General features: G+C 61.5%; 22 protein-coding genes and 1 pseudogene. 11 read left to right on the top strand and 12 right to left on the bottom strand.

Annotation, left to right across the window (positions count from 1 at the left end):
• Positions 1–52 precede the first annotated feature (52 nt).
• From AC07NR_RS11265 to dadA, 4 genes are all read right to left on the bottom strand, one after another.
• Positions 53–601 carry a cupin domain-containing protein gene (locus tag AC07NR_RS11265; protein ID WP_003229444.1) on the bottom strand — a complete coding sequence of 183 codons (549 nt, stop codon included), beginning with the start codon at positions 599–601 and terminating at the stop codon, positions 53–55.
• A gap of 89 nt (positions 602–690) precedes the next feature.
• Positions 691–1,764 (bottom strand): alanine racemase, encoded by a 1,074-nt coding sequence (alr, locus tag AC07NR_RS11260; RefSeq protein ID WP_265815088.1) that lies wholly within the window; start codon positions 1,762–1,764, stop codon positions 691–693.
• Between the two features lie 95 nt (positions 1,765–1,859).
• Positions 1,860–2,213 carry a RidA family protein gene (locus AC07NR_RS11255; protein ID WP_085708889.1) on the bottom strand — a complete coding sequence of 118 codons (354 nt, stop codon included), beginning with the start codon at positions 2,211–2,213 and terminating at the stop codon, positions 1,860–1,862.
• Positions 2,185–3,489 (bottom strand): D-amino acid dehydrogenase, encoded by a 1,305-nt coding sequence (gene dadA, locus AC07NR_RS11250; protein ID WP_085731396.1) that lies wholly within the window; start codon positions 3,487–3,489, stop codon positions 2,185–2,187. Before dadA ends, AC07NR_RS11255 begins: the two co-directional genes overlap by 29 nt.
• A 154-nt stretch (positions 3,490–3,643) precedes the next feature.
• Here dadA and AC07NR_RS11245 point away from each other — a divergent pair, with 154 nt between their 5' ends.
• The gene (locus AC07NR_RS11245; protein ID WP_003177284.1) at positions 3,644–4,132 is read left to right on the top strand and encodes an Lrp/AsnC ligand binding domain-containing protein; all 489 of its coding nucleotides are present in this window, start codon (positions 3,644–3,646) and stop codon (positions 4,130–4,132) included.
• A 4-nt stretch (positions 4,133–4,136) separates the two neighbouring features.
• On the opposite strand, the gene AC07NR_RS11240 is transcribed toward AC07NR_RS11245, so the two are convergent.
• Positions 4,137–4,490, bottom strand: coding sequence for a YkgJ family cysteine cluster protein (locus AC07NR_RS11240; RefSeq protein ID WP_119426798.1), 354 nt, complete (start codon positions 4,488–4,490; stop codon positions 4,137–4,139).
• Positions 4,491–4,635: 145 nt separating this feature from the next.
• Here AC07NR_RS11240 and AC07NR_RS11235 point away from each other — a divergent pair, with 145 nt between their 5' ends.
• Positions 4,636–5,946, top strand: a complete 1,311-nt coding sequence (locus AC07NR_RS11235; RefSeq protein ID WP_495078579.1) for an NAD(P)/FAD-dependent oxidoreductase — start codon at positions 4,636–4,638, stop codon at positions 5,944–5,946.
• A 114-nt stretch (positions 5,947–6,060) separates the two neighbouring features.
• Here the strand turns inward: AC07NR_RS11235 and AC07NR_RS11230 are convergent, their stop codons facing one another.
• On the bottom strand, positions 6,061–6,306 hold the full coding sequence (locus AC07NR_RS11230; RefSeq protein ID WP_119426800.1) for a DUF1127 domain-containing protein: 246 nt from the start codon (positions 6,304–6,306) through the stop codon (positions 6,061–6,063).
• Between the two features lie 179 nt (positions 6,307–6,485).
• On the opposite strand from AC07NR_RS11230, the gene AC07NR_RS11225 reads away from it, so the two are divergent.
• Together AC07NR_RS11225 and AC07NR_RS11220 are read left to right on the top strand one after the other, a co-directional pair.
• Positions 6,486–7,907 carry an aminotransferase-like domain-containing protein gene (locus tag AC07NR_RS11225; RefSeq protein ID WP_114886319.1) on the top strand — a complete coding sequence of 474 codons (1,422 nt, stop codon included), beginning with the start codon at positions 6,486–6,488 and terminating at the stop codon, positions 7,905–7,907.
• A gap of 60 nt (positions 7,908–7,967) precedes the next feature.
• Positions 7,968–9,536: a phospholipase D family protein gene (locus AC07NR_RS11220; protein WP_495078578.1), complete on the top strand. Its 1,569-nt coding sequence runs from the start codon at positions 7,968–7,970 to the stop codon at positions 9,534–9,536.
• Positions 9,537–9,557: 21 nt separating this feature from the next.
• On the opposite strand, the gene AC07NR_RS11215 is transcribed toward AC07NR_RS11220, so the two are convergent.
• Together AC07NR_RS11215 and AC07NR_RS11210 are read right to left on the bottom strand one after the other, a co-directional pair.
• Entirely contained in the window at positions 9,558–10,703 is a 1,146-nt protein-coding gene (locus AC07NR_RS11215; protein WP_248739843.1) for an MFS transporter, read from the bottom strand.
• 183 nt (positions 10,704–10,886) lie between these two features.
• On the bottom strand, positions 10,887–12,380 hold the full coding sequence (locus tag AC07NR_RS11210; RefSeq protein ID WP_085708877.1) for an aldehyde dehydrogenase: 1,494 nt from the start codon (positions 12,378–12,380) through the stop codon (positions 10,887–10,889).
• A gap of 236 nt (positions 12,381–12,616) precedes the next feature.
• Between AC07NR_RS11210 and AC07NR_RS11205 the strand changes: the two genes are divergently transcribed.
• Positions 12,617–12,979, top strand: a complete 363-nt coding sequence (locus tag AC07NR_RS11205) for a cupin domain-containing protein (protein ID WP_248739842.1) — start codon at positions 12,617–12,619, stop codon at positions 12,977–12,979.
• 73 nt (positions 12,980–13,052) lie between these two features.
• Here the strand turns inward: AC07NR_RS11205 and rpmG are convergent, their stop codons facing one another.
• Complete coding sequence (gene rpmG / locus AC07NR_RS11200) at positions 13,053–13,208, bottom strand: 50S ribosomal protein L33 (protein WP_003177274.1); 156 nt, start codon at positions 13,206–13,208, stop codon at positions 13,053–13,055.
• Positions 13,209–13,219: 11 nt separating this feature from the next.
• Positions 13,220–13,453: a 50S ribosomal protein L28 gene (gene rpmB, locus AC07NR_RS11195; protein ID WP_003229474.1), complete on the bottom strand. Its 234-nt coding sequence runs from the start codon at positions 13,451–13,453 to the stop codon at positions 13,220–13,222.
• A 446-nt stretch (positions 13,454–13,899) separates the two neighbouring features.
• Here rpmB and AC07NR_RS11190 point away from each other — a divergent pair, with 446 nt between their 5' ends.
• The gene (locus tag AC07NR_RS11190; protein WP_495078577.1) at positions 13,900–15,486 is read left to right on the top strand and encodes an ABC transporter substrate-binding protein; all 1,587 of its coding nucleotides are present in this window, start codon (positions 13,900–13,902) and stop codon (positions 15,484–15,486) included.
• A gap of 36 nt (positions 15,487–15,522) precedes the next feature.
• Here AC07NR_RS11190 and radC read toward each other — a convergent pair whose 3' ends face one another.
• The gene (gene radC, locus AC07NR_RS11185; protein ID WP_248739840.1) at positions 15,523–16,197 is read right to left on the bottom strand and encodes a RadC family protein; all 675 of its coding nucleotides are present in this window, start codon (positions 16,195–16,197) and stop codon (positions 15,523–15,525) included.
• Positions 16,198–16,332: 135 nt separating this feature from the next.
• Between radC and coaBC the strand changes: the two genes are divergently transcribed.
• The 4 genes and pseudogenes from coaBC to argB all read left to right on the top strand — a co-directional run bounded on the left by coaBC (position 16,333) and on the right by argB (position 20,565).
• The gene (gene coaBC / locus AC07NR_RS11180) at positions 16,333–17,541 is read left to right on the top strand and encodes a bifunctional phosphopantothenoylcysteine decarboxylase/phosphopantothenate--cysteine ligase CoaBC (RefSeq protein ID WP_085708873.1); all 1,209 of its coding nucleotides are present in this window, start codon (positions 16,333–16,335) and stop codon (positions 17,539–17,541) included.
• Between the two features lie 5 nt (positions 17,542–17,546).
• Positions 17,547–18,002 (top strand): dUTP diphosphatase, encoded by a 456-nt coding sequence (dut, locus tag AC07NR_RS11175; RefSeq protein WP_007954445.1) that lies wholly within the window; start codon positions 17,547–17,549, stop codon positions 18,000–18,002.
• 236 nt (positions 18,003–18,238) lie between these two features.
• A pseudogene (locus AC07NR_RS11170) lies at positions 18,239–19,642 on the top strand (phosphomannomutase/phosphoglucomutase); the annotation flags it as partial.
• 17 nt (positions 19,643–19,659) lie between these two features.
• Entirely contained in the window at positions 19,660–20,565 is a 906-nt protein-coding gene (gene argB, locus AC07NR_RS11165) for an acetylglutamate kinase (protein ID WP_065258175.1), read from the top strand.
• Between the two features lie 70 nt (positions 20,566–20,635).
• Here the strand turns inward: argB and pyrE are convergent, their stop codons facing one another.
• Positions 20,636–21,280 (bottom strand): orotate phosphoribosyltransferase, encoded by a 645-nt coding sequence (pyrE, locus tag AC07NR_RS11160; RefSeq protein ID WP_007954442.1) that lies wholly within the window; start codon positions 21,278–21,280, stop codon positions 20,636–20,638.
• Positions 21,281–21,362: 82 nt separating this feature from the next.
• Here pyrE and crc point away from each other — a divergent pair, with 82 nt between their 5' ends.
• Positions 21,363–22,142, top strand: coding sequence for a catabolite repression control protein Crc (gene crc, locus AC07NR_RS11155; protein ID WP_007920349.1), 780 nt, complete (start codon positions 21,363–21,365; stop codon positions 22,140–22,142).
• Positions 22,143–22,184 lie beyond the last annotated feature (42 nt).

Raw genomic sequence — 22,184 nt, 5'->3', positions numbered from 1 at the left:
ATCGGTCAAACAGTCCGGACACCTTTGCCGCAGTGGCCTGGCGTCTCTCGGTTTAAAAGTTCGCCGGCGTGGCTGCGCTGATTAGTCGCGCCGGTGCGTCGAACGGATTACGGAAACGATGCGGCTTGGTACTTTCAAAGTAGTAGCTGTCGCCGGCTTCGAGGATAAAAGTTTCAAGGCCCACCACCAGTTCCAGACGACCTTCCACCAGAATCCCGGTTTCTTCGCCTTCATGGGTGAGCATTTCTTCGCCGGTATCGGCGCCCGGTGGATAGATTTCATTAAGGAACGCGATGGCCCGGCTCGGGTGCGCGCGGCCGACCAGTTTCATGGTCACGGCACCGTCGGAAATGTCGATCAGCTCGTTGGCCTTGTAGACGATCTGGGTCGGTTTTTCCTGGAGGATTTCTTCGGAAAAGAACTCGACCATGGACATGGGAATCCCGCCCAGCACTTTCCTCAGCGAACTGATCGAAGGACTGACGCTGTTCTTTTCGATCATCGAAATGGTGCTGTTGGTGACGCCCGCGCGCTTGGCGAGTTCACGCTGGGAAAGCCCTTTGAGCTTGCGGATCGATTGCAGTCGTTCACCGACGTCCAAGGCTTGGGCCTCCTGAGTGTTGTAGAAATATTGAGCGTTATCATGGCGACAGCGTTCAGTATTTACAACACTTGGGCCCGGCCCGGGCCTCAACCCTCGGAATAGAGCCTTGGCACCCGGCGCAGGTTGCAGAAAATCTGGTACGGAATGGTGTCCGCCCACTTCGCCACGTCGCTGGCGAGGATGTTCTTGCCCCACAGCTCGACGGTCGAACCCAGACCTGCTTCCGGTACGTCGGTCAGGTCGATGCACAGCATGTCCATCGACACGCGGCCCAGAATGCGGCTGCGTTTGCCGGCCACCAGCACCGGGGTACCGGTCGGCGCCTGGCGCGGATAACCGTCGGCGTAACCCATGGCGACCACGCCGATGCGCATCGGTTTGTCGGTGATGAATTTTGCGCCGTAGCCCACCGGCTCGCCGGCCGGCAGTTCGCGCACGCTGATGACTTTCGACTCCAGGGTCATCACCGGCAGCAGGCGCTCGGCCACGGCGTTGGCTTCTTCGAACGGGGTGGCGCCGTAGAGCATGATGCCCGGACGCACCCAGTCGCTGTGAATCTGTGGCCAGCCCAGCACTGCCGGCGAGTTGCGCAGGCTGACTTCGGCGGCCAGGCCCTGACGCGCAGCCTCGAACACGGCGACCTGATCGGCGCTGCTCTGCTCATGCAGCTCATCGGCCCGGGCGAAGTGGCTCATCAGCACGACTTTCGCCACTTTGCCGCTGGCCAGCAGACGCTGATAAGCCGCCGGGTAATCCTTCGGATGCAGGCCGACGCGGTGCATGCCCGAATCGAGTTTCAGCCACACGGTGATCGGTTTGCTCAACGCCGCTTGCTCGATGGCTTCGAGCTGCCACAGCGAATGCACCACGCACCAGAAATCGTGCTCGACGATCAGCGCCAGCTCATCGGCCTCGAAAAAGCCTTCAAGCAACAGCACCGGCGCACGAATCCCGGCGGCACGCAGCTCCAGGGCTTCTTCGATACACGCCACCGCGAAGCCGTCCGCTTCAGCCTCCAGCGCCTGGGCGCAACGTACCGCGCCATGGCCGTAGGCATCGGCCTTGATCACCGCCAGTGCCTTGGCACCGGTGATTTCACGGGCGATACGGTAGTTGTGACGCAGGGCTTCTAGATCGATCAGGGCACGGGCAGGACGCATGGCAGCAGACTTCTTGGCGGTCATGGGAATAAAAACCGGCGCTGGCTGACGACGTGAACCGCCAACAGCACCGGGAGAGGGATCTTTACAACGGGTTACGGCAACGCGGCGACGATGGAGATCTCGACCAGAATGCTCGGCTTGGCCATCTTCGCTTCGACGGTGGCCCGGGCCGGGGCGGCGCCTTTGGGCAGCCACTGATCCCACACCGAGTTCATCCCGGCGAAGTGCGCCTCGATGTCGTTCAGGTAGATCGTCGCCGACAGTAGATGCTGCTTGTCAGTCCCGGCCAGATCCAGCAGACGCTCGATGTTGGCGAGCACGTCGCGGGTCTGCTGTTCGACACCGGCGTTGAAGTCATCGCCGACCTGCCCGGCCAGATACACGATGCCGTTGTGGCTGACGATCTGACTCATGCGCTCATTGGTGAGCTGGCGCTGGATTGCCATGCTTTGCGGACTCCTGGGTCTTGTTGCCATAACGGGAAATATCGAGGCCTTCGGCGCTGATCTGCGGCTTTTTCTTCGCCATCAGATCAGCCAGCAAACGACCGGAGCCGCACGCCATGGTCCAGCCGAGGGTGCCGTGACCGGTGTTCAGGAACAGGTTCTTGAACGGCGTGGCGCCAACGATCGGGGTGCCATCCGGTGTGGTTGGACGCAGGCCGGTCCAGAAACTGGCTTCGGCCAGATTGCCGCCCTGAGGATAAAGGTCGTTGACGATCATCTCCAGGGTTTCGCGCCGACGCGGGTTCAGCGACAGGTCAAAACCGGCGATCTCCGCCATGCCGCCAACGCGGATGCGGTTGTCGAAACGGGTGATCGCGACCTTGTAGGTCTCGTCGAGAATGGTCGAAGTCGGGGCCATGGCCGGGTTGGTGATCGGCACGGTCAGCGAGTAGCCCTTCAACGGATAAACCGGGGCCTTGATGCCCAGCGGCTTGAGCAGTTGCGGCGAGTAGCTGCCGAGAGCCAGCACGTAGCGGTCGGCGGTTTCCAGCTTGCCGTCGATCCATACGCCGTTGATGCGGTCACCGGCGAAGTCGAGGCGCTGGATGTCCTGACCAAAACGGAATTCCACACCCAGGTTCACGGCCATTTCGGCGAGGCGGGTGGTGAAGATCTGGCAGTCGCCGGTCTGGTCGTTCGGCAGGCGCAGGGCACCGGCAAGGATGTCGGTGACGCTGGCCAGGGCCGGCTCGACGCGGGCAATGCCGGCGCGGTCGAGGACTTCGAACGGCACGCCGGATTCTTTGAGGACGGCGATGTCCTTGGCGGCGCCATCCAGCTGCGCCTGGGTGCGGAACAGCTGGGTAGTACCGAGGCTGCGGCCTTCGTAGGCAATGCCGGTTTCGGCGCGCAGTTCATCGAGGCAGTCGCGGCTGTACTCGGACAGACGCACCATGCGCTCCTTGTTCACCGCGTAACGATTGGCGGTGCAGTTGCGCAGCATCTGCGCCATCCACAGGTACTGGTCAATGTCGGCGGTGGCCTTGATCGCCAGCGGCGCGTGGCGTTGCAGCAGCCACTTGATGGCCTTGAGCGGCACGCCCGGCGCAGCCCACGGCGAGGCATAGCCCGGCGAGACCTGGCCGGCGTTGGCGAAACTGGTCTCCATGGCCGCGGCTGGCTGCCGGTCGACCACCACCACTTCAAACCCGGCACGGGCCAGATAGTAAGCACTGGCGGTACCGATGACGCCGCTACCCAAGACCATAACGCGCATTTTTGTATCCCTCTCGCGGCGTGCCGCGTACGTCTGTTGTTAGAGCAATGATGCGCGCAGTGTAAAAAAGATTCGCCAGTGCTTTTCACTGTATAAGCGCCTATATTTGGCGACAATTCTCGGCAAAAACCCTTTTCACGGAGGCGCATCCCCTATGCGTACCAACACTCAGACCAAACGTGAGCTGGACAAGATCGACCGCAACATCTTGCGGATCCTGCAGGCGGACGGGCGGATTTCATTCACTGAACTGGGCGAGAAGGTCGGGCTCTCCACCACGCCGTGCACCGAGCGGGTGCGGCGCCTGGAGCGCGAGGGGATCATCATGGGCTACAACGCCCGGCTGAATCCGCAGCACTTGAAGGGCAGCCTGCTGGTGTTCGTCGAGATCAGCCTCGACTACAAATCCGGCGACACGTTCGAAGAGTTCCGACGCGCCGTGCTGAAACTGCCCCACGTGCTGGAGTGCCACCTGGTGTCAGGGGATTTCGACTATCTGGTGAAGGCGCGGATTTCCGAGATGGCCTCGTACCGCAAGCTGCTGGGCGACATCCTGCTCAAGCTGCCGCACGTGCGCGAATCCAAGAGCTACATCGTGATGGAAGAAGTGAAAGAGAGTCTGAGCCTGCCGATTCCGGACTGATCGCTCAGACCAGCACCTGCCGGTTTTCGGCCATGTACTCGAACACCTGCTTCTCGACCCGTGGGTGAATCAGCTCCACCGGCCGCCGGCCGTTGGGGCACGGCAAGGTCCGGGTGGTGCCGAACAAGCGGCAGATCAGCGGCCGCTCGTCATACACCGTGCAGCCGCTCGGCCCCAGGTGCACGCAGTTGAGTTCTTCCATGGCCGCGTCCTGCTCGGCGCGGGTCTTGCGCGGCAGACGGGCCATCTCTTCGGGCGAGGTGGTCACCGGCCCGCAGCAGTCGTGACAGCCCGGCACGCACTCGAACGTGGGAATCTGCTGACGCAGGGTGCGGATTTTCTGACTGTTGCAGCTCATTGCAGCGGTAACCGGAGCGGAATAGGCGGCAATTGTGCCGCAAAAGCCGCGATCCAGACACCACAGGCCGACCAATGTTGCCCGGCCTCGGGCCTGCGGCTTATGCTCCGTCAAATTTTCTCGACACCCGCTCAGGATGACGCCCATGAATGCCCGCGCCCAAGCCTTCGCGAGCCAACCCCACGTTGCCTCTTATTACGCCGCCAGCAGCCTGCCGCAGCCCGACCATCCGGTGCTGCAAGGCGAACTGATCGCGGACGTGTGCGTGGTCGGCGGTGGTTTCTCCGGGCTGAACACCGCGCTGGAACTGGCCGAGCGCGGCTTGAGCGTCGTGCTGCTGGAAGCGCACCGGATCGGCTGGGGCGCCAGCGGCCGCAATGGCGGGCAGCTGATTCGCGGAGTCGGTCATGGCCTCGATCAGTTCGCCAACGTGATCGGCGCCGACGGCGTGCGTCAGATGAAGCTCATGGGCCTGGAAGCGGTGGAAATCGTCCGACAGCGCGTCGAGAAATTTCAGATCCCCTGCGACCTGACCTGGGGTTACTGCGACCTCGCCAACAAACCTTCCGACCTGGAAGGCTTTGCCGAAGACGCCGAAGAATTGCGCGGCCTCGGTTACCGCTACGAAACCCGCCTGCTGCAGGCCAACGAGATGCACACCGTCGTCGGCTCCAAACGCTATGTCGGTGGCTTGATCGACATGGGTTCCGGCCATCTGCATCCGCTGAACCTAGCACTCGGGGAAGCCGCGGCTGCTCAGCAACTCGGGGTGAAGCTGTTCGAGCAATCGGCAGTCACCCGCATCGACTACGGCCCCGAAGTCCGGGTACACACGGCGCAAGGCTCGGTGCGGGCGAAGACCCTGGTGCTGGGCTGCAATGCCTATCTCAACAATCTGAATCCACAACTCAGCGGCAAGGTGCTGCCGGCCGGCAGCTACATCATCGCCACCGAACCACTGAGCGAAGAACAGGCCCACGCCCTGCTGCCACAAAACATGGCGGTCTGCGACCAGCGGGTGGCGCTCGATTACTACCGGCTCTCGGCGGACCGTCGTCTGTTGTTTGGCGGCGCCTGCCATTATTCGGGACGTGATCCAAAGGACATCGGCGAGTACATGCGGCCGAAGATGCTGGAGGTGTTCCCGCAGCTCGCCTCGGCGAAGATCGATTATCAGTGGGGCGGGATGATCGGCATCGGTGCCAACCGTCTGCCGCAGATTGGCCGGCTAAGCGATCAGCCGAACGTGTATTACGCTCAGGCCTATTCCGGCCACGGCGTGAATGCCACGCACCTGGCGGGCAAGTTGCTGGCCGAGGCCATCAGCGGCCAGCACAGCGGTGGCTTCGATCTGTTTGCCAAAGTGCCACACATCACCTTCCCCGGCGGCAAGCATCTGCGCTCGCCGTTGCTGGCGTTGGGGATGTTGTGGCATCGGCTCAAAGAGCTGGTCTGATATTTTTGCAGCGCCATTGATGACGCCTTCGCGAGCAGGCTCGCTCCCACTTTGGAATGCATATCCCTGTGGGAGCGAGCCTGCTCGCGAATGGGCTTCATGAGTTCCGAAGATTCAGATCCGCCAGAACGGCTTCAACCCCTCCTCCAGCGCCTGCTCCCGGGTCAGCCCGACATCCTTGAGCTGTTCCGGTGTCAGGCCCAGCAACGCTTTGCGTGTGTGCAGACGATGCCAGAACAGACCCCAGCGGCTCAGGCCGGACGGCGCGTTGCGCAGCATCTCGTTGCGCGCCCTGTCCTGTTGCCCTGCCTCCAGTTCCTGACTGTGTAACGTCAGCCGCACATCGCTCAAGCCGTTCATTTTTGTCGCTCCTGTTTACTTGGGTAGCCAGAGATTCCATGATGCGCGGGCCGACAAAAGCATTACAGATTCAACACATCTGTATTAACTCCATACAGATTTGCTGTCTCCGGGACTGAATTGTCGATTTACGCCGCATCTGTACTGGTTTTTCGAATCACCTGCATCGAGGCAGTGCCATGACCCTGTATGTGAACCTCGCCGAGTTGCTCGGCACCCGCATCGAACAAGGCTTCTACCGTCCTGGTGATCGCCTGCCGTCGGTGCGCGCCTTGAGCGTAGAACATGGGGTCAGCCTGAGCACGGTGCAGCAGGCCTATCGAATGCTGGAAGACAGCGGCCTGGCCACGCCAAAACCCAAATCCGGGTACTTCGTGCCGGTCGGCCGCGAATTGCCGGAGCTGCCGGCCATCGGGCGTCCGGCCCAGCGTCCGGTGGAGATTTCCCAGTGGGATCAGGTGCTGGAGCTGATTCGCGCGGTGCCGCGCAAGGACGTGGTGCAACTCGGTCGCGGCATGCCGGACATCTCGTCGCCGACGATGAAACCGCTGCTGCGCGGACTGGCCCGTATCAGCCGCCGTCAGGACATGCCCGGTCTGTATTACGACAACATCCACGGCACCCTCGAACTGCGCGAACAGATCGCCCGGCTGATGCTCGATTCGGGCTGCCAGTTGAGCGCCAGCGACCTCGTCGTCACCACCGGTTGCCACGAAGCGCTGTCCACCAGCATCCACGCGATCTGCGAGCCGGGTGACATCGTCGCGGTGGACTCGCCAAGCTTTCACGGCGCCATGCAGACCCTCAAGGGGCTGGGCATGAAAGCCCTGGAAATCCCCACCGACCCGCTCACCGGCATCAGCCTCGAAGCCCTGGAACTGGCGCTGGAGCAGTGGCCGATCAAGGTCATCCAGCTCACGCCCAACTGCAACAATCCGCTCGGCTACATCATGCCGGAGTCGCGCAAACGCGCGTTGTTGACGCTGGCCCAGCGCTTCGACGTGGCGATCATCGAGGACGATGTGTATGGCGAACTTGCCTACACCTATCCACGCCCGCGCACGATCAAATCCTTCGACGAGGATGGCCGCGTGTTGCTGTGCAGCTCGTTCTCCAAGACCCTCGCGCCGGGGCTGCGTATCGGCTGGGTCGCGCCGGGTCGATACCTCGAGCGGGTGCTGCACATGAAATACATCAGCACCGGCTCCACCGCGCCACAGCCACAGATCGCCATCGCCGAGTTCCTGAAAGCCGGACACTTCGAACCGCATTTGCGGCGGATGCGCACTCAATATCAGCGCAATCGCGACGTGATGATCGACTGGGTGACCCGTTATTTCCCGGCCGGCACCCGCGCCAGCCGTCCGCAGGGCAGCTTCATGCTCTGGGTCGAACTGCCGGAGGGTTTCGATACGCTGAAACTGAATCGTGCACTGCACGATCAGGGCGTACAGATTGCCGTCGGCAGCATTTTTTCCGCGTCGGGCAAGTACCGCAATTGCCTGCGCATGAACTACGCTGCGAAGCCGACACCGCTCATCGAAGAAGCTGTGCGCAAGGTGGGTGCGGCGGCGATCAAGCTGCTCGCTGAAGCCGACTGACCTTTTTTCAGAGACCCGCGTCCATATGCCGACCCTTGCCGCCAATCGGAACGATCCTACGTGAGCTTCAGACAGCCCCTACTCGCTCTGCTGCTACTCGCCTCGTTCCTGGGCGGTTGCGCGACCCTCGACGTGCCGCGCGAGCCAAGCCAGGCATTGCCGGCCTCTGCATCGAGCTTCGGCCGCTCTATCCAGGCCCAGGCGGCGCCGTATAAAGGCCAGTCCGGCTTTCGCCTGTTGTCCAACAGCACCGAAGCCTTCACCGCCCGCGCCGAATTGATCCGCAACGCCCGGAGCAGCCTCGATTTGCAGTACTACATCGTCCACGACGGCATCAGTACGCGGATGCTGGTGGAAGAAGTGTTGAAAGCTGCCGACCGTGGCGTGCGGGTGCGCATCCTGCTGGACGACACCACCAGCGACGGCCTCGATCTGATCATCGCCACGCTGGCGGCGCATCCGAATATCCAGATCCGCCTGTTCAATCCACTGCACCTGGGCCGCAGCACCGGCGTGACCCGTGCCGCAGGCCGGCTGTTCAACCTGTCGCAGCAACACCGGCGGATGCACAACAAACTGTGGCTGGCGGACAACAGCGCCGCCATCGTCGGCGGACGCAATCTGGGTGACGAGTATTTCGATGCCGAGCCCAACCTGAACTTCACCGACATCGACATGCTCAGCGTCGGGCCGGTCGCCGAACAGCTCGGGCACAGCTTCGATCAGTACTGGAACAGCGCCCTGAGCAAGCCGATCGACGAGTTTCTCTCCAGTAAACCCTCGGCCAAAGACCTGCAGAACACCCGCACGCGCCTGGAAGAATCTCTCGAGGAAACCCGCAAACAGAACCACGCGCTCTATCAGCAGTTGATGACCTTCACCACCCACCCGCGCATGGACATCTGGCGCCGGGAGTTGATCTGGGCATGGAACCAGGCGCTGTGGGACGCCCCGAGCAAAGTGCTGGCGGACGGCGAGCCGGATCCGCAACTGCTGCTGACCACACAACTGGCACCGGAGCTGCGGGGCGTCAGCAAGGAGCTGATGATGATTTCCGCCTACTTCGTGCCGGGCCAGCCAGGGCTGGTTTACTTGACTGGCCGTGCCGATGCGGGCGTTTCGGTGAGCCTGCTGACCAACTCGCTGGAAGCCACCGACGTGCCGGCGGTGCACGGGGGTTACGCGCCCTATCGCAAGGCATTGCTGGAACATGGCGTGAAGTTGTATGAGCTGCGGCGCCAGCCCGGGGATAACTTCGGCAGCGGCCCGCACCTGTTTTACAGCAAATCGTTTCGCGGCTCGGATTCCAGCCTGCACAGCAAGGCGATGATCTTCGACGGAAAAAAAGCGTTCATCGGCTCGTTCAATTTCGACCCGCGCTCGGTGCTGTGGAACACCGAAGTCGGGGTGCTGGTGGACAGTCCCGAACTGGCTGCCCACGTTCGGGAACTGGCCTTGCAGGGCATGGCGCCAGCGCTGAGCTATGAAGCAAAACTTCAGGACGGGAAAGTCGTCTGGGTCACCGAGGACAACGGTCAGATGCACACGTTGACCAAGGAACCCGGCAGCTGGTGGCGGCGCTTCAATGCGTGGTTCAGCACCACGGTGGGACTGGAGCGGATGCTGTAGCCGTCCGCTCCAGCCGGGTCATCAGGCAGGCTCCGGCACCTTGCCGAACGCCCCTTGCCGCGACAGCAGAATCACCAGTCCGAACGCCCCGGCCGCCATGAACCAAGGCAACGCGTGCCCGCTGATCCATTGGCTGCCCGCCCCCGCCGCCAACGGGCCAATCAGGCAACCGACGCCCCACAGCTGCGCGACATGCGCATTGGCGCGCACCAGTGCGTCGTCGCGGTAGCGCTCGCCGATCAGGATCAGCGACAGGGTGAACAGCCCACCGGCACTGGCGCCGAACAGCACCCACAGCGGCCAGATCAGCAGGGTGTCGATCAGCATCGGGATCGCCAGACTCGACAGCATCAGCACCACGGCGCAACCGGCGAACAAGGTTCGCCGCGACAGGTAGTCGGCCAGCGCACCGATGGGCAATTGCAGCAGCGCGTCGCCCACCACCACGGTGCTGACCATCGCCAGCGCTATTTCCGCCGTGAAGCCCTGTTGCAGGCAGTACACCGGCAACAGGGTCAGGATCATCGCCTCGAACGCGGCGAACAACGACACCGCCCAGGCAATTGCCGGCAATTCGCGACTGAACCCCCACAGATCGCCGAAGGTCACGCTGCTGGCTTCACTGCTCGGCGCACCGCTGCGCCCCAGCAACAGAAGTGGCGCAGCGATCAAAAGGCCGACACCTACCCAGAAGCCGTAATCATGCTCGGTGCCAAGTGCGCCCAGCAGCAACGGGCCGGACAGCTGGCTGAGCGCATAACTGCTGCCATACAGCGCCACCAATCGCCCGCGCCACTGCTCGACCACCAGTTGATTGATCCAGCTCTCGCCGAGGATGAAGACAATGGTCAGGATCACCCCGATCATCAGCCGCAGCACCAGCCAGATCGGGTAGCTCGGCAGCAGCGCCAGAAAACCGATGGACAACGCCCCGCCCCAAAGGCACAGGCGCATCAGATTCGCCGTGCCGAAGCGCGCCGCCAGATGACTGGAAACCTTCGCCCCCAGCAACACGCCAATGGCCGGCATCGCCGCCATCACGCCGATGGCGAACGAACCATAACCCCAGCCCTCCAGACGCAACGACACCAGCGGCATGCTGACGCCAAGGGCCAGGCCAACACTCAAGACAGACGCCAACACGGCGAAATACGTCGCCCAACGCATGGTCCACGCTCCTGTGGATATTTTTATTCACTCAAAACCAATGTGGGAGCGAGCCTGCTCGCGATTGCGGTATCACATTCAACATTGATGTCGACTGTCACACCGCAATCGCGAGCAGGCTCGCTCCCACAGGGATCTCTGTTCGATTCGAGAGCCTGATTCACTCAGGCTCCCGTCAACGATTTACAGCTTGATCCAGGTCGCCTTCAGCTCAGTGTATTTGTCGAATGCATGCAGCGACTTGTCACGGCCGTTGCCCGACTGCTTGAAGCCGCCGAACGGCGCGGTCATGTCGCCGCCGTCGTACTGGTTGACCCACACGCTGCCGGCACGCAGGGCCTTGGCGGTGAGGTGCGCCTTGGAAATGTCCTGTGTCCAGACCGCTGCCGCCAGGCCGTAAGGCGTGTCGTTAGCGATGTTGATCGCTTCCTCGGCGGTATCGAATGCAATGACCGACAGCACCGGGCCGAAGATCTCTTCCTGAGCGATCTTCATCGCATTGCTCACGCCGTCGAAAATCGTCGGCTCGACGTAGGTGCCACCAGTTTCCTGAAGGATGCGCTTGCCGCCGGCCACCAGCTTGGCGCCGTCGGTGTGGCCTGACTCGATGTAGGACAGCACGGTGTTCATCTGCTGGGTATCGACCAGCGCACCCACGTTGGTGGCCGGATCCAGCGGGTTGCCCGGTTTCCAGGCTTTCAGCGCCTCGATCACCATCGGCAGGAATTTGTCCTTGATCGAACGCTCGACCAGCAGACGGGAGCCGGCGGTGCAGACTTCGCCCTGGTTGAAGGCGATGGCGCTGGCGGCGGATTCGGCGGCGGCTTGCAGGTCCGGCGCATCGGCAAACACGATGTTCGGGCTCTTGCCGCCGGCTTCCAGCCAGACGCGTTTCATGTTCGATTCGCCGGAGTAGATCATCAGTTGCTTGGCGATCTTGGTCGAACCGGTGAACACCAGGGTGTCGACGTCATTGTGCAGAGCGAGCGCCTTGCCGACGGTGTGGCCGTAACCCGGCAGCACGTTCAGCACACCTTTCGGTATGCCGGCCTCGACCGCCAGTTCGGCGATGCGGATGGCGGTCAGCGGGGATTTTTCCGACGGCTTGAGGATCACCGAGTTACCGGTCGACAGGGCCGGGCCGAGTTTCCAGCAGGCCATCATCAGCGGGAAGTTCCACGGCACGATGGCGCCAACCACGCCCACTGGCTCGCGGGTAACCAGACCCAGTTGGTCGTGCGGGGTGGCGGCGACTTCGTCGTAGATCTTGTCGATCGCTTCACCGCTCCAGCTCAGGGCTTGCGCGGCACCCGGCACGTCGATGTACAGCGAATCGCTGATCGGCTTGCCCATGTCGAGGGTTTCGAGCAGGGCCAGTTCTTCGGCGTGCTGCTTGAGCAGGCCGGCGAAACGGATCATGGTGGCTTTGCGCTTGGTCGGCGCCAGACGCGACCAGACGCCGGAATTGAACGTGGCGCGGGCGTTTTCCACGGCGCGCTGGGCATCGGCGGCGTCACAGCTGGCAATCTTGCCCAGCAGACGGCCATCGACCGGGCTGATGCACTCGAAGGTCTCGCCGGAGACGGCATCGGTGTACTCGCCATTGAGGTAGGCGCGGCCTTCGATCTTCAGGTCGCGGGCGCGTTGTTCCCAGTCGGCACGAGTCAGGGTGGTCATTCGAGTGTCCTCCTCTTGTTGAATACGAGCGCCGCGCGATCTTCGCCGGCGTCCTCAGGAATTCTGCCCGGCCAGCCTGTTTTCGGCCCAAGGCACCCGCCACCCTAAACCAGCGGCCGGGGTTGTTTCAATATATTTGACATAAGGCTTCTATATCGCCTTGCGGCGTTCAATTTAATCAACATAGACTTTGGCCATTTCAAGCCATCGCGCCGTCATCACAGGAGAAAACAACAATGAACATCCAGAACGTCGTCGACATCAGCCTGACCATGGACCAGGCCGATCGCTACCGCCCGGACCCGGCCAAAGTACTCAAGGGCGATCCCGAACAAGCGGTGTTCAATCAGTACGACAGCCCTTGCGGGCAAATGGGCGTCGGCGTGTGGGAAGGTGCGGTGGGTCAGTGGACGGTGAATTACACCGAACACGAATACTGCGAAATCCTCCAGGGCGTTTCGGTGCTGCGTGACGGCGAAGGCAATGCCAAGACTTTGCGTGTCGGCGACCGCTTCGTGATTCCGGCTGGCTTCCGTGGCACCTGGGAAGTGCTGGAGGCATGCCGCAAGGTCTACGTGATCTTCGAACAGAAGGCCTGAAGCCTTTCGCCAGGCAACAAAAAAGGCCCGTATCGTGAGATACGGGCCTTTTTCGTAAGTCGGGAAAAATCAATTACTTGATTTTGCCTTCCTTGTAGATCACGTGCTTGCGAACAACCGGATCATATTTCTTGATCTCGATTTTGTCCGGGGTAGTACGCTTGTTCTTGTCGGTAGTGTAGAAGTGACCAGTACCGGCGCTCGAAATCAAACGAATCAATTCACGCATGATTAGCTCCCTTAAATCTTGCCGTCGCGACGCAGCTCGGCCAGCACAACGCTGATGCCACGCTTGTCGATGATACGCATGCCTTTGGCGGAAACGCGCAGGCGTACGAAACGTTTCTCTTCTTCAACCCAGAAGCGGTGATGCTGCAGGTTCGGCAGGAAACGACGACGGGTTTTGTTGTTTGCGTGGGAAATGTTATTCCCGGTTACCGGACCCTTACCGGTAACTTGACATACTCTAGACATGCCTCAGCCCTCTAAAACCACATGCCCAACCCGGCATGGGTTGGCCGCTTAATCTCTAGTCATTGTGGCGCCAGGCGCCGCGATTCTTTAGAGGTCTTACCGGCTACACCTACAAGCGAAGGAACCGGGCCCCTAGAAAAGAGCGCTGCTTTATACCAGAAAGACCACGGAGCAACAACTTTCCGTGTGCAATGAATGGCCAAAAAGCCGCTTTTTCTGCCTGCAAGCGCCTTGGGCAGAGGCTGGCGGCAATTTTTACCATTCGTCGAAGAAAACCGATCATACCCGCATTCGAGACTTTTCCTGCCGCCACTTCCGACAAATCCTCAGTCTTCAGGCCCCGAAAATGCAAAAAGGGGATAGTCATTTGCAATCGCGACCACTAGGGTAGGCCTTTTCCAGACTGCACTTGCAGATGGGCCTTCGATCTGTAAAGGAAGCCGACCATGCGCCTCGCTGCCCTCCCCCTGCTGCTCGCCCCGCTCTTGCTGAGCCCCCTGGCCCATGCCGCCGCCCTGAGCGTGTGCACTGAGGCCAGCCCTGAAGGGTTCGACGTGGTGCAGTACAACTCGCTGACCACCACCAACGCCTCGGCCGACGTGTTGATGAATCGCCTGGTGGACTTCGATACGGCGACCGGCAAAGTGGTCCCGAGCCTGGCCGACAGCTGGGAAGTCAGCACCGACGGCCTGACTTATATATTCAAACTGCACCCGCAGGTGAAGTTCCACAGCACCGAGTACTTCAAGCCGACCCGTGAGCTGACCGCCGAAGACGTCAAATTCAGCTTCGACCGCATGCTCGACCCGGCCAACCCGTGGCACAAGGTTGCCCAGAGCGGCTTCCCGCACGCCCAGTCGATGCAGTTGCCGAGCCTGATCAAGAAGATCGACGCCCTCGACCCGCTGACCGTGCGCTTCACCCTCGATCATCCGGACTCGACGTTCCTGGCGACCCTGAGCATGGGTTTCGCCTCGATCTACTCCGCCGAATACGCCGACAAGCTGCTGAAGGCCAACGCGACCGACAAGCTCAACAGCCAGCCGATCGGCACCGGCCCGTTCGTGTTCACCCGGTTCCAGAAAGACGCCTCGATCCGCTACAAGGCCAACCCGGACTACTTTGGCGGCAAGCCTGCGGTGGATCCGTTGATCTTCGCCATCACCCCGGACGCCAACGTGCGCCTGCAAAAACTGCGGCGTAACGAGTGTCAGATCGCCCTGTCGCCAAAACCATTGGACGTACAGGCCGCGAAGGAAGAGCCGACGCTGAAAGTCGAAAAGACTGACGCGTTCATGACCGCTTTCGTTGGCATCAACAGTCAGCATCCACCATTGGACAAGCCGGAAGTACGTCAGGCGATCAACCTCGCCTTCGACAAGGCCAACTACCTGAAAGCTGTGTTCGAAGACACCGCCGAACCCGCCAATGGCCCGTACCCGCCGAATACCTGGAGCTATGCGAAGAACCTGCCGGGTTACCCGCACGACGTGGCAAAAGCCAAGGCCTTGCTGGCCAAGGCCGGCCTGAAGGATGGTTTCCAGACCACCATCTGGACGCGTCCGTCCGGCAGCTTGCTCAACCCGAACCCGAGCCTCGGCGCACAACTGCTGCAATCGGACCTGGCGGAAATCGGCATCCAGGCGGAAATCCGCGTGATCGAATGGGGCGAGCTTATCCGTCGTGCCAAGGCTGGCGAGCATGACCTGCTGTTCATGGGCTGGGCCGGTGACAACGGCGATCCGGACAACTTCCTGACCCCGCAGTTTTCCTGCGCGGCGGTGAAGTCCGGCACCAACTTCGCCCGCTACTGCAATGCCGATCTGGACAAACTGATCAGCGCCGGCAAGACCACGAGTGAACAAGGCGTGCGCACCAAACTCTATGAACAGGCGCAGGCGCAGATTCAGCAGCAGGCATTGTGGCTGCCGCTGGCACATCCGACCGCCTATGCACTGACGCGCAAGGACGTGCAGGGTTACTCGGTGAGCCCGTTCGGGCGGCAGGATTACTCCAAGGTCACCCTCAAGTAATCCGCCCCGGCTTGCAGCGACTGCAGTCGCTGCAAGCTACATCCAGCCACACTCCGCCATCGACAACGGCTCCCCATCGCCAACGACGAAGTGATCGAGCACCCGAACGTCGATCAGTTCCAAAGCCTTCTGCAATCGCTTGGTCAATAATCGATCAGCCTGACTGGGATCGGTGTTACCCGACGGATGGTTGTGGCACAGGATCACGGCCGCCGCGTTATTGGCCAGCGAGCGCTTCACCACTTCACGGGGATGCACCGCCGTGTTGTCGATTGAGCCCCGAAACAGCGTTTCAAAGGTCAACACTTGATGTTTGGAGTCCAGAAACAGACAGCCGAAAACCTCGTGCGGCTCATGGCGCAACATGGCCTTGAGGTAATCGCGGACCACCTGTGGATTCTCCAGCGCCGTTTTCTGCCGCATGCGCTCGGCCAGATGTCGCCGCCCCATCTCCAGCACAGCCTGCAGTTGGGCAAACTTCGCCGGCCCCAGGCCCAATTGCTCGCTGAACGCGCCGAGATCTGCCTCCAGCAACGCCCGCAGGCTGCCGAACTGACTCAACAAGTGTCGCGCCAGATCCACCGCGCTTTTACCGGATACGCCGGTGCGTAGAAAAATCGCCAGCAATTCGGCATCGGAAAGACTTCCCGAGCCCTGTTCCAACAGCTTCTCCCGCGGCCTTTCCGCCGCCGGCCAATCGCGAATACTCATACACATTCCTTGTCTGTGGGCGCCGCTGTTCCGTAGCGGTCGCTGTGATATCGTAGCCCATCTTTTTTGCGGGCGAATTCACCCTGGGGAGGGGGTTTCGCCACGCATGTCACCAACGAAATGAAAGGCAGACCTATGCAGCGGCTGTATCGGAAACGCATCGTTCTGGGCGTCGGCGGCGGTATCGCTGCCTACAAGAGCGCCGACCTTGTGCGCCGCCTGATCGATCAGGGCGCCGAAGTGCGCGTGGTCATGACCCGTGGCGGCAGCGAATTCATCACCCCGCTGACCATGCAGGCCCTGTCCGGCCACCCGGTTCACCTGGATCTGCTCGACCCGGCCGCCGAAGCGGCGATGGGCCACATCGAACTGGCCAAATGGGCCGATCTGGTGCTGATCGCCCCGGCCACCGCCGACCTGCTCGCCCGCCTGGCCCAAGGCATCGCCAACGACCTGCTGACCACCCTGGTGCTGGCCACCGACGCCATCGTCGCTGTCGCCCCGGCCATGAACCAGGCCATGTGGCGCGATCCGGCGACCCAGGCCAACCTGCAACTCCTTGAAAGCCGTGGCCTGAAGACCTTCGGCCCGGCCTCCGGCAGCCAGGCCTGCGGCGACGTCGGCATGGGCCGCATGATGGAAGCCACCGATCTGGCCCAGCTCGCGGCGGACTGCTTCCAGCGTCAGGCGCTGACTGGCAAGCACGTGGTGATCACCGCCGGCCCGACCCAGGAAAACATCGACCCGGTGCGCTACATCACCAACCACAGCTCCGGCAAAATGGGCTTCGCCCTGGCGGAAGCGGCGGTGGAAGCCGGCGCCCGCGTCACGCTGATCAGCGGCCCTGTGCACCTGCCGACGCCGGATCGCGTCACGCGTATCGACGTGGTCAGTGCACGCGACATGCTCGCCGCCTGCGAAGCCGCGATCCCTTGCGACATCTTCATCGCCTCGGCGGCGGTCGCGGACTACCGTCCGGAAGTCGTCGCCCCACAAAAATTGAAGAAAGACCCTACGAGCGGTGACGGCTTCGTCCTGCAAATGGTGCGCAACCCGGACATCCTGGCCACCATCGCGACCCGTCCCGACCGTCCGTTCAGTGTCGGCTTCGCCGCCGAGACCGAACACCTGCTCGACTACGCTGCACGCAAGCTGAAGGACAAGAATCTCGATCTGATCGTCGCCAACGACGTCGCCAACCCGAGCATCGGTTTCAACAGCGAAGAAAACGCCTGCAGCGTCATCGACCGTGGGCTGCACGCCACGGTTTTCGCCCAGACCAGCAAGAGCAAGATTGCTCGCCAGCTCGTCACTTTTATCGCCGAACGTCTGAACCAGGTTTAATTTACATGCACGCTTTGCAAGCCAAGATCCTCGACCCACGCATCGGTACCGAATTCCCGCTGCCGCAATACGCCACACCGGGCTCCGCCGGCCTCGACCTGCGCGCCATGCTGCAAGAGGACATCGTGATCAAGCCGGGCGAAACCGTGCTGATTCCGACCGGTCTGTCGGTCTACATCGGCGACCCGAACCTCGCCGCGCTGATCCTGCCGCGCTCGGGCATGGGCCATAAGCACGGCATCGTGCTGGGTAATCTGGTCGGCCTGATCGACTCCGATTACCAGGGCCCGCTGATGGTGTCCTGCTGGAACCGTGGCCAGACCGAATTCACCATGCCGGTCGGCGAACGTCTGGCGCAGCTGGTGCTGGTGCCGGTAGTGCAGGCGCACTTCGAAATGGTCGAAGAGTTTGTCGAAACCGAGCGTGGCGCGGGTGGTTTCGGCCACTCCGGTACCAAGTAATCAGCTAAAAACCTGTCGTGGCGAGTGCGCGTTGCTTGCCACGAAATTCAAAATGTCATCTGCAAGGTTTAGCGCCGAAAATCAAGGCATTGGCAGGCCAAAGCCACGCCGGACAAGGCGTCATGGCCCTTTCACACCACGAACTCTCTGTGAAAACCGCCGTCATACCCTTCAGTTTGAGCCTGCCGCCGAGATGAATCGTCGGTGTGTCCCGCCACTTTCGAGATGGAGCATTTCCGCAGATGAGCACCCCCGCCCAAGTCGCCCCGAAGCTTCCCGACAGCATCTTCCGCGCCTATGACATTCGCGGCACCGTGCCGGAATTCCTCAATGCCGAAACCGCCTACTGGATCGGCCGCGCCATCGGCTCCCAGAGCCTGGCCCAAGGTGAACCGAACGTGTCCGTCGGCCGTGACGGCCGCCTGTCCGGCCCCGAGCTGGTTGCCGAGCTGATCCGCGGCATCGCCGAAAGCGGCTGCCACGTCAGCGACGTCGGCCTGGTACCGACGCCTGCGCTGTACTACGCCGCCAACGTGCTGGCTGGCAAGTCCGGCGTGATGCTCACCGGCAGCCACAACCCGTCGAACTACAACGGCTTCAAGATCGTGATCGCCGGCGACACCCTCGCCAACGAACAGATCCAGGCCCTGCACGAGCGCCTCAAGACCGGCAACCTGAGCAGCGGCAAGGGCAGCGTGACCCAGGTCGAGATCCTCGACCGCTACACCACCGAAATCGTCCAGGACATCAAACTGGCCCGGCGCCTGAAAGTCGTGGTCGACTGCGGCAACGGCGCGGCCGGCGTGATCGCCCCACAGCTGATCGAAGCGCTGAACTGCGAAGTCATCCCGCTGTTCTGCGAAGTCGACGGCAACTTCCCGAACCACCACCCGGATCCGGGCAAGCCTGAAAACCTCGTCGACCTGATCGCCAAGGTCAAGGAAACCAAGGCCGACATCGGCCTGGCCTTCGACGGTGACGGCGACCGCGTCGGCGTGGTGACCAACACCGGCACCATCGTATTCCCGGATCGCCTGTTGATGCTGTTTGCCCGTGACGTGCTGGCCCGCAACCCGGGCGCGGAAATCATCTTCGACGTCAAATGCACCCGTCGCCTGATTCCGTTGATCAAGGAATACGGCGGCCAGTCGCTAATGTGGAAGACCGGTCACTCGTTGATCAAAAAGAAAATGAAACAGTCCGGCGCACTGCTGGCCGGAGAAATGAGCGGGCACATCTTTTTCAAGGAGCGCTGGTTCGGTTTCGACGACGGCATTTACAGCGCCGCACGGCTGCTGGAAATCCTCAGCAAGGAAAAATCCGACGCGGAAACGCTGTTCGCGACCTTCCCGAACGATATTTCCACGCCGGAAATCAATATCCATGTGACCGAAGAGAGCAAATTCAGCATCATTGATGCACTGCACGATGCGCAGTGGGGTCCAGGCGCCGACCTGACCACCATTGACGGCGTGCGGGTCGATTACGCCAAAGGCTGGGGCCTGGTGCGCGCGTCCAACACCACACCGGTGCTGGTGCTGCGCTTCGAGGCCGATGACGAGGCTGAATTGCAGCGCATCAAGGCTGTGTTCCATGCCCAGTTGAAACGCGTTGCACCTGATCTCCAACTACCGTTCTGATTCACCCGGAGCCCTGAATGACCCTCGAACGCGAAGCCGCCGCCCAAACCGCCAAGGTCCTGTCCGAAGCGTTGCCTTACATCCGACGTTATGTCGGCAAGACCCTGGTGATCAAATACGGCGGCAACGCGATGGAAAGCGAGGAGCTGAAAACCGGCTTCGCCCGCGACATCGTCTTGATGAAAGCCGTCGGCATCAACCCGGTCGTGGTTCACGGCGGCGGCCCGCAGATCGGTGATCTGCTCAAGCGCCTGTCGATCGAAAGCCACTTCGTCGACGGCATGCGCGTCACCGACGCGGCGACCATGGACGTGGTGGAAATGGTCCTCGGCGGTCAGGTCAACAAAAGCATCGTCAACCTGATCAACCGCCACGGCGGCAGCGCCATCGGCCTGACCGGCAAAGACGCCGGGCTGATTCGTGCGAAGAAGCTCACCGTCACCCGCCAGACCCCGGAGATGACCCAGCCGGAAATCATCGACATCGGTCAGGTGGGCGAAGTGGTCGGGATCAACACCGAACTGCTGAACCTGCTGGTCAAAGGCAACTTCATCCCGGTGATCGCGCCGATCGGCGTGGGTGAAAACGGCGAGTCGTACAACATCAACGCCGACCTGGTGGCCGGTAAAGTCGCCGAAGCGCTGAAAGCCGAGAAGCTGATGCTGCTGACCAACATTGCCGGCCTGATGGACAAGTCGGGCAAGGTACTGACCGGCCTGAGCACCCAGCAGGTCGACGACCTGATCGCCGACGGCACCATCTACGGCGGCATGCTGCCGAAGATCCGCTGCGCACTGGAAGCGGTTCAGGGCGGCGTAGGCAGCTCGCTGATCATCGACGGTCGTGTACCGAACGCGATCCTGCTGGAAATCTTCACCGACACCGGTGTGGGCACGCTGATCAGCAATCGCAAGCGTCCGTAAGCAATCGCACAAATAAAAAGACCCCGCTCAGCCTGACTGAGCGGGGTCTTTTTTTACCTGGAAGAAGCGATCAGACGCCGAACTGGGCGCGATAGGCTTCAACGGCTGGCAGATGCTGCTTGAGCTGCGGATCGTCAGCCAGGAATTCCAGCACCTGGTTCAGCGACACGATGCTGATGACCGGGATGCCGAAATCACGCTCGACTTCCTGGATTGCCGACAGCTCGCCGTTGCCGCGCTCCTGACGGTTCAGGGCGATCAGCACGCCGGCCGCCTTGGCGCCGTCCTGGGAAGCGATGATCTGCATCACTTCACGGATCGCGGTGCCGGCGGTGATCACGTCGTCGATGATCAGCACTTCACCGGTCAGCGGTGCGCCGACCAGGCTGCCGCCCTCGCCGTGGGCCTTGGCTTCCTTGCGGTTGAAGCACCATGGCAGGTCACGGTTGTGGTGTTCGGCCAGCGCCACGGCAGTGGTTGCCGCCAGCGGGATGCCTTTGTAGGCCGGGCCGAACAGCACGTCGAACGGAATACCGCTCTCGGCGATGGCTGCGGCGTAGAAACGACCCAGCTGCGCCAGTGCAGAACCCGAGTTGAACAGGCCGGCGTTGAAGAAGTAAGGACTGGTGCGTCCGGACTTCAGGGTGAACTCACCGAAGCGCAAAACGCCGCGATCGATGGCAAAACGAATGAAATCGCGCTGATACGCTTGCATGAAAAAAACCCCAAATACCACGGATTTAGCTAATTAGCTTGACGCCGTGTATCATACACGCACGCGATTTTTGGGGCCATTTATGCGGATCATCAGTGTGAACGTCAATGGTATTCAGGCTGCAGTCGAGCGCGGTTTGCTCAGTTGGCTGCAAGCACAGAATGCCGACGTCATCTGCCTGCAGGACACCCGTGCCTCCGCCTTTGAACTGGATGACCCAGCCTTCCAACTGGACGGCTACTTCCTTTATGCCTGCGATGCTGAAGTCCCTGCCCAAGGCGGCGTGGCTTTGTATTCGCGGTTGCAACCGAAGGCTGTCATCAGCGGTCTCGGTTTCGAGACGGCCGACCGCTACGGGCGCTACCTGCAAGCAGATTTCGACAAAGTCAGTATTGCCACCTTGCTGCTTCCTTCGGGGATGAACGGCGATGAGGACTTGAACCAGAAGTTCAAGCTCATGGACGACTTCGGCAAGTACCTGGACAAACAGCGGCGCAAACGTCGCGAGTACATTTATTGTGGCTCGCTGTACGTCGCGCAGCAGAAGCTCGACATCAAGAACTGGCGCGACAGCCAGCAATCTCCGGGCTTCCTGGCGCCAGAACGCGCCTGGATGGACGAGATTGTCGGCAACATGGGCTACGTCGACGCCCTGCGCGAAGTCAGCCGCGAAGGCGACCAGTACAGCTGGTGGCCGGACAACGAACAGGCCGAGATGCTGAACCTTGGCTGGCGCTTCGACTACCAGATCCTGACCCCGGGCCTGCGGCGCTTCGTGCGCAGCGCACGCCTGCCGCGTCAGCCTCGGTTCTCGCAACACGCGCCGCTGATCGTCGACTACGACTGGACGCTGACCATCTAAGCGTCGTTTCGCAGTAGAAAAAATGCCCGTATCGCAGGATAC

This window comes from Pseudomonas sp. GW821-FHT09C09, assembly GCF_059418105.1.
Note: the sequence above shows the minus strand (reverse complement) of the source record. Positions and strands in the feature narration are given on the sequence as shown.

What these genes read in the sequence shown, in the direction of transcription:
- alr (WP_265815088.1), bottom strand. Translation starts at nt 1,764, where the DNA reads ATGCGTCCTGCCCGTGCCCTGATCGATCTAGAAGCCCTGCGTCACAAC.
- AC07NR_RS11255 (WP_085708889.1), bottom strand. Translation starts at nt 2,213, where the DNA reads ATGGCAATCCAGCGCCAGCTCACCAATGAGCGCATGAGTCAGATCGTC.
- dadA (WP_085731396.1), bottom strand. Translation starts at nt 3,489, where the DNA reads ATGCGCGTTATGGTCTTGGGTAGCGGCGTCATCGGTACCGCCAGTGCT.
- AC07NR_RS11245 (WP_003177284.1), top strand. Translation starts at nt 3,644, where the DNA reads ATGCGTACCAACACTCAGACCAAACGTGAGCTGGACAAGATCGACCGC.
- AC07NR_RS11240 (WP_119426798.1), bottom strand. Translation starts at nt 4,490, where the DNA reads ATGAGCTGCAACAGTCAGAAAATCCGCACCCTGCGTCAGCAGATTCCC.
- AC07NR_RS11235 (WP_495078579.1), top strand. Translation starts at nt 4,636, where the DNA reads ATGAATGCCCGCGCCCAAGCCTTCGCGAGCCAACCCCACGTTGCCTCT.
- AC07NR_RS11230 (WP_119426800.1), bottom strand. Translation starts at nt 6,306, where the DNA reads ATGAACGGCTTGAGCGATGTGCGGCTGACGTTACACAGTCAGGAACTG.
- AC07NR_RS11225 (WP_114886319.1), top strand. Translation starts at nt 6,486, where the DNA reads ATGACCCTGTATGTGAACCTCGCCGAGTTGCTCGGCACCCGCATCGAA.
- AC07NR_RS11215 (WP_248739843.1), bottom strand. Translation starts at nt 10,703, where the DNA reads ATGCGTTGGGCGACGTATTTCGCCGTGTTGGCGTCTGTCTTGAGTGTT.
- AC07NR_RS11210 (WP_085708877.1), bottom strand. Translation starts at nt 12,380, where the DNA reads ATGACCACCCTGACTCGTGCCGACTGGGAACAACGCGCCCGCGACCTG.
- AC07NR_RS11205 (WP_248739842.1), top strand. Translation starts at nt 12,617, where the DNA reads ATGAACATCCAGAACGTCGTCGACATCAGCCTGACCATGGACCAGGCC.
- rpmG (WP_003177274.1), bottom strand. Translation starts at nt 13,208, where the DNA reads ATGCGTGAATTGATTCGTTTGATTTCGAGCGCCGGTACTGGTCACTTC.
- rpmB (WP_003229474.1), bottom strand. Translation starts at nt 13,453, where the DNA reads ATGTCTAGAGTATGTCAAGTTACCGGTAAGGGTCCGGTAACCGGGAAT.
- AC07NR_RS11190 (WP_495078577.1), top strand. Translation starts at nt 13,900, where the DNA reads ATGCGCCTCGCTGCCCTCCCCCTGCTGCTCGCCCCGCTCTTGCTGAGC.
- radC (WP_248739840.1), bottom strand. Translation starts at nt 16,197, where the DNA reads ATGAGTATTCGCGATTGGCCGGCGGCGGAAAGGCCGCGGGAGAAGCTG.
- coaBC (WP_085708873.1), top strand. Translation starts at nt 16,333, where the DNA reads ATGCAGCGGCTGTATCGGAAACGCATCGTTCTGGGCGTCGGCGGCGGT.
- dut (WP_007954445.1), top strand. Translation starts at nt 17,547, where the DNA reads ATGCACGCTTTGCAAGCCAAGATCCTCGACCCACGCATCGGTACCGAA.
- argB (WP_065258175.1), top strand. Translation starts at nt 19,660, where the DNA reads ATGACCCTCGAACGCGAAGCCGCCGCCCAAACCGCCAAGGTCCTGTCC.
- pyrE (WP_007954442.1), bottom strand. Translation starts at nt 21,280, where the DNA reads ATGCAAGCGTATCAGCGCGATTTCATTCGTTTTGCCATCGATCGCGGC.
- crc (WP_007920349.1), top strand. Translation starts at nt 21,363, where the DNA reads ATGCGGATCATCAGTGTGAACGTCAATGGTATTCAGGCTGCAGTCGAG.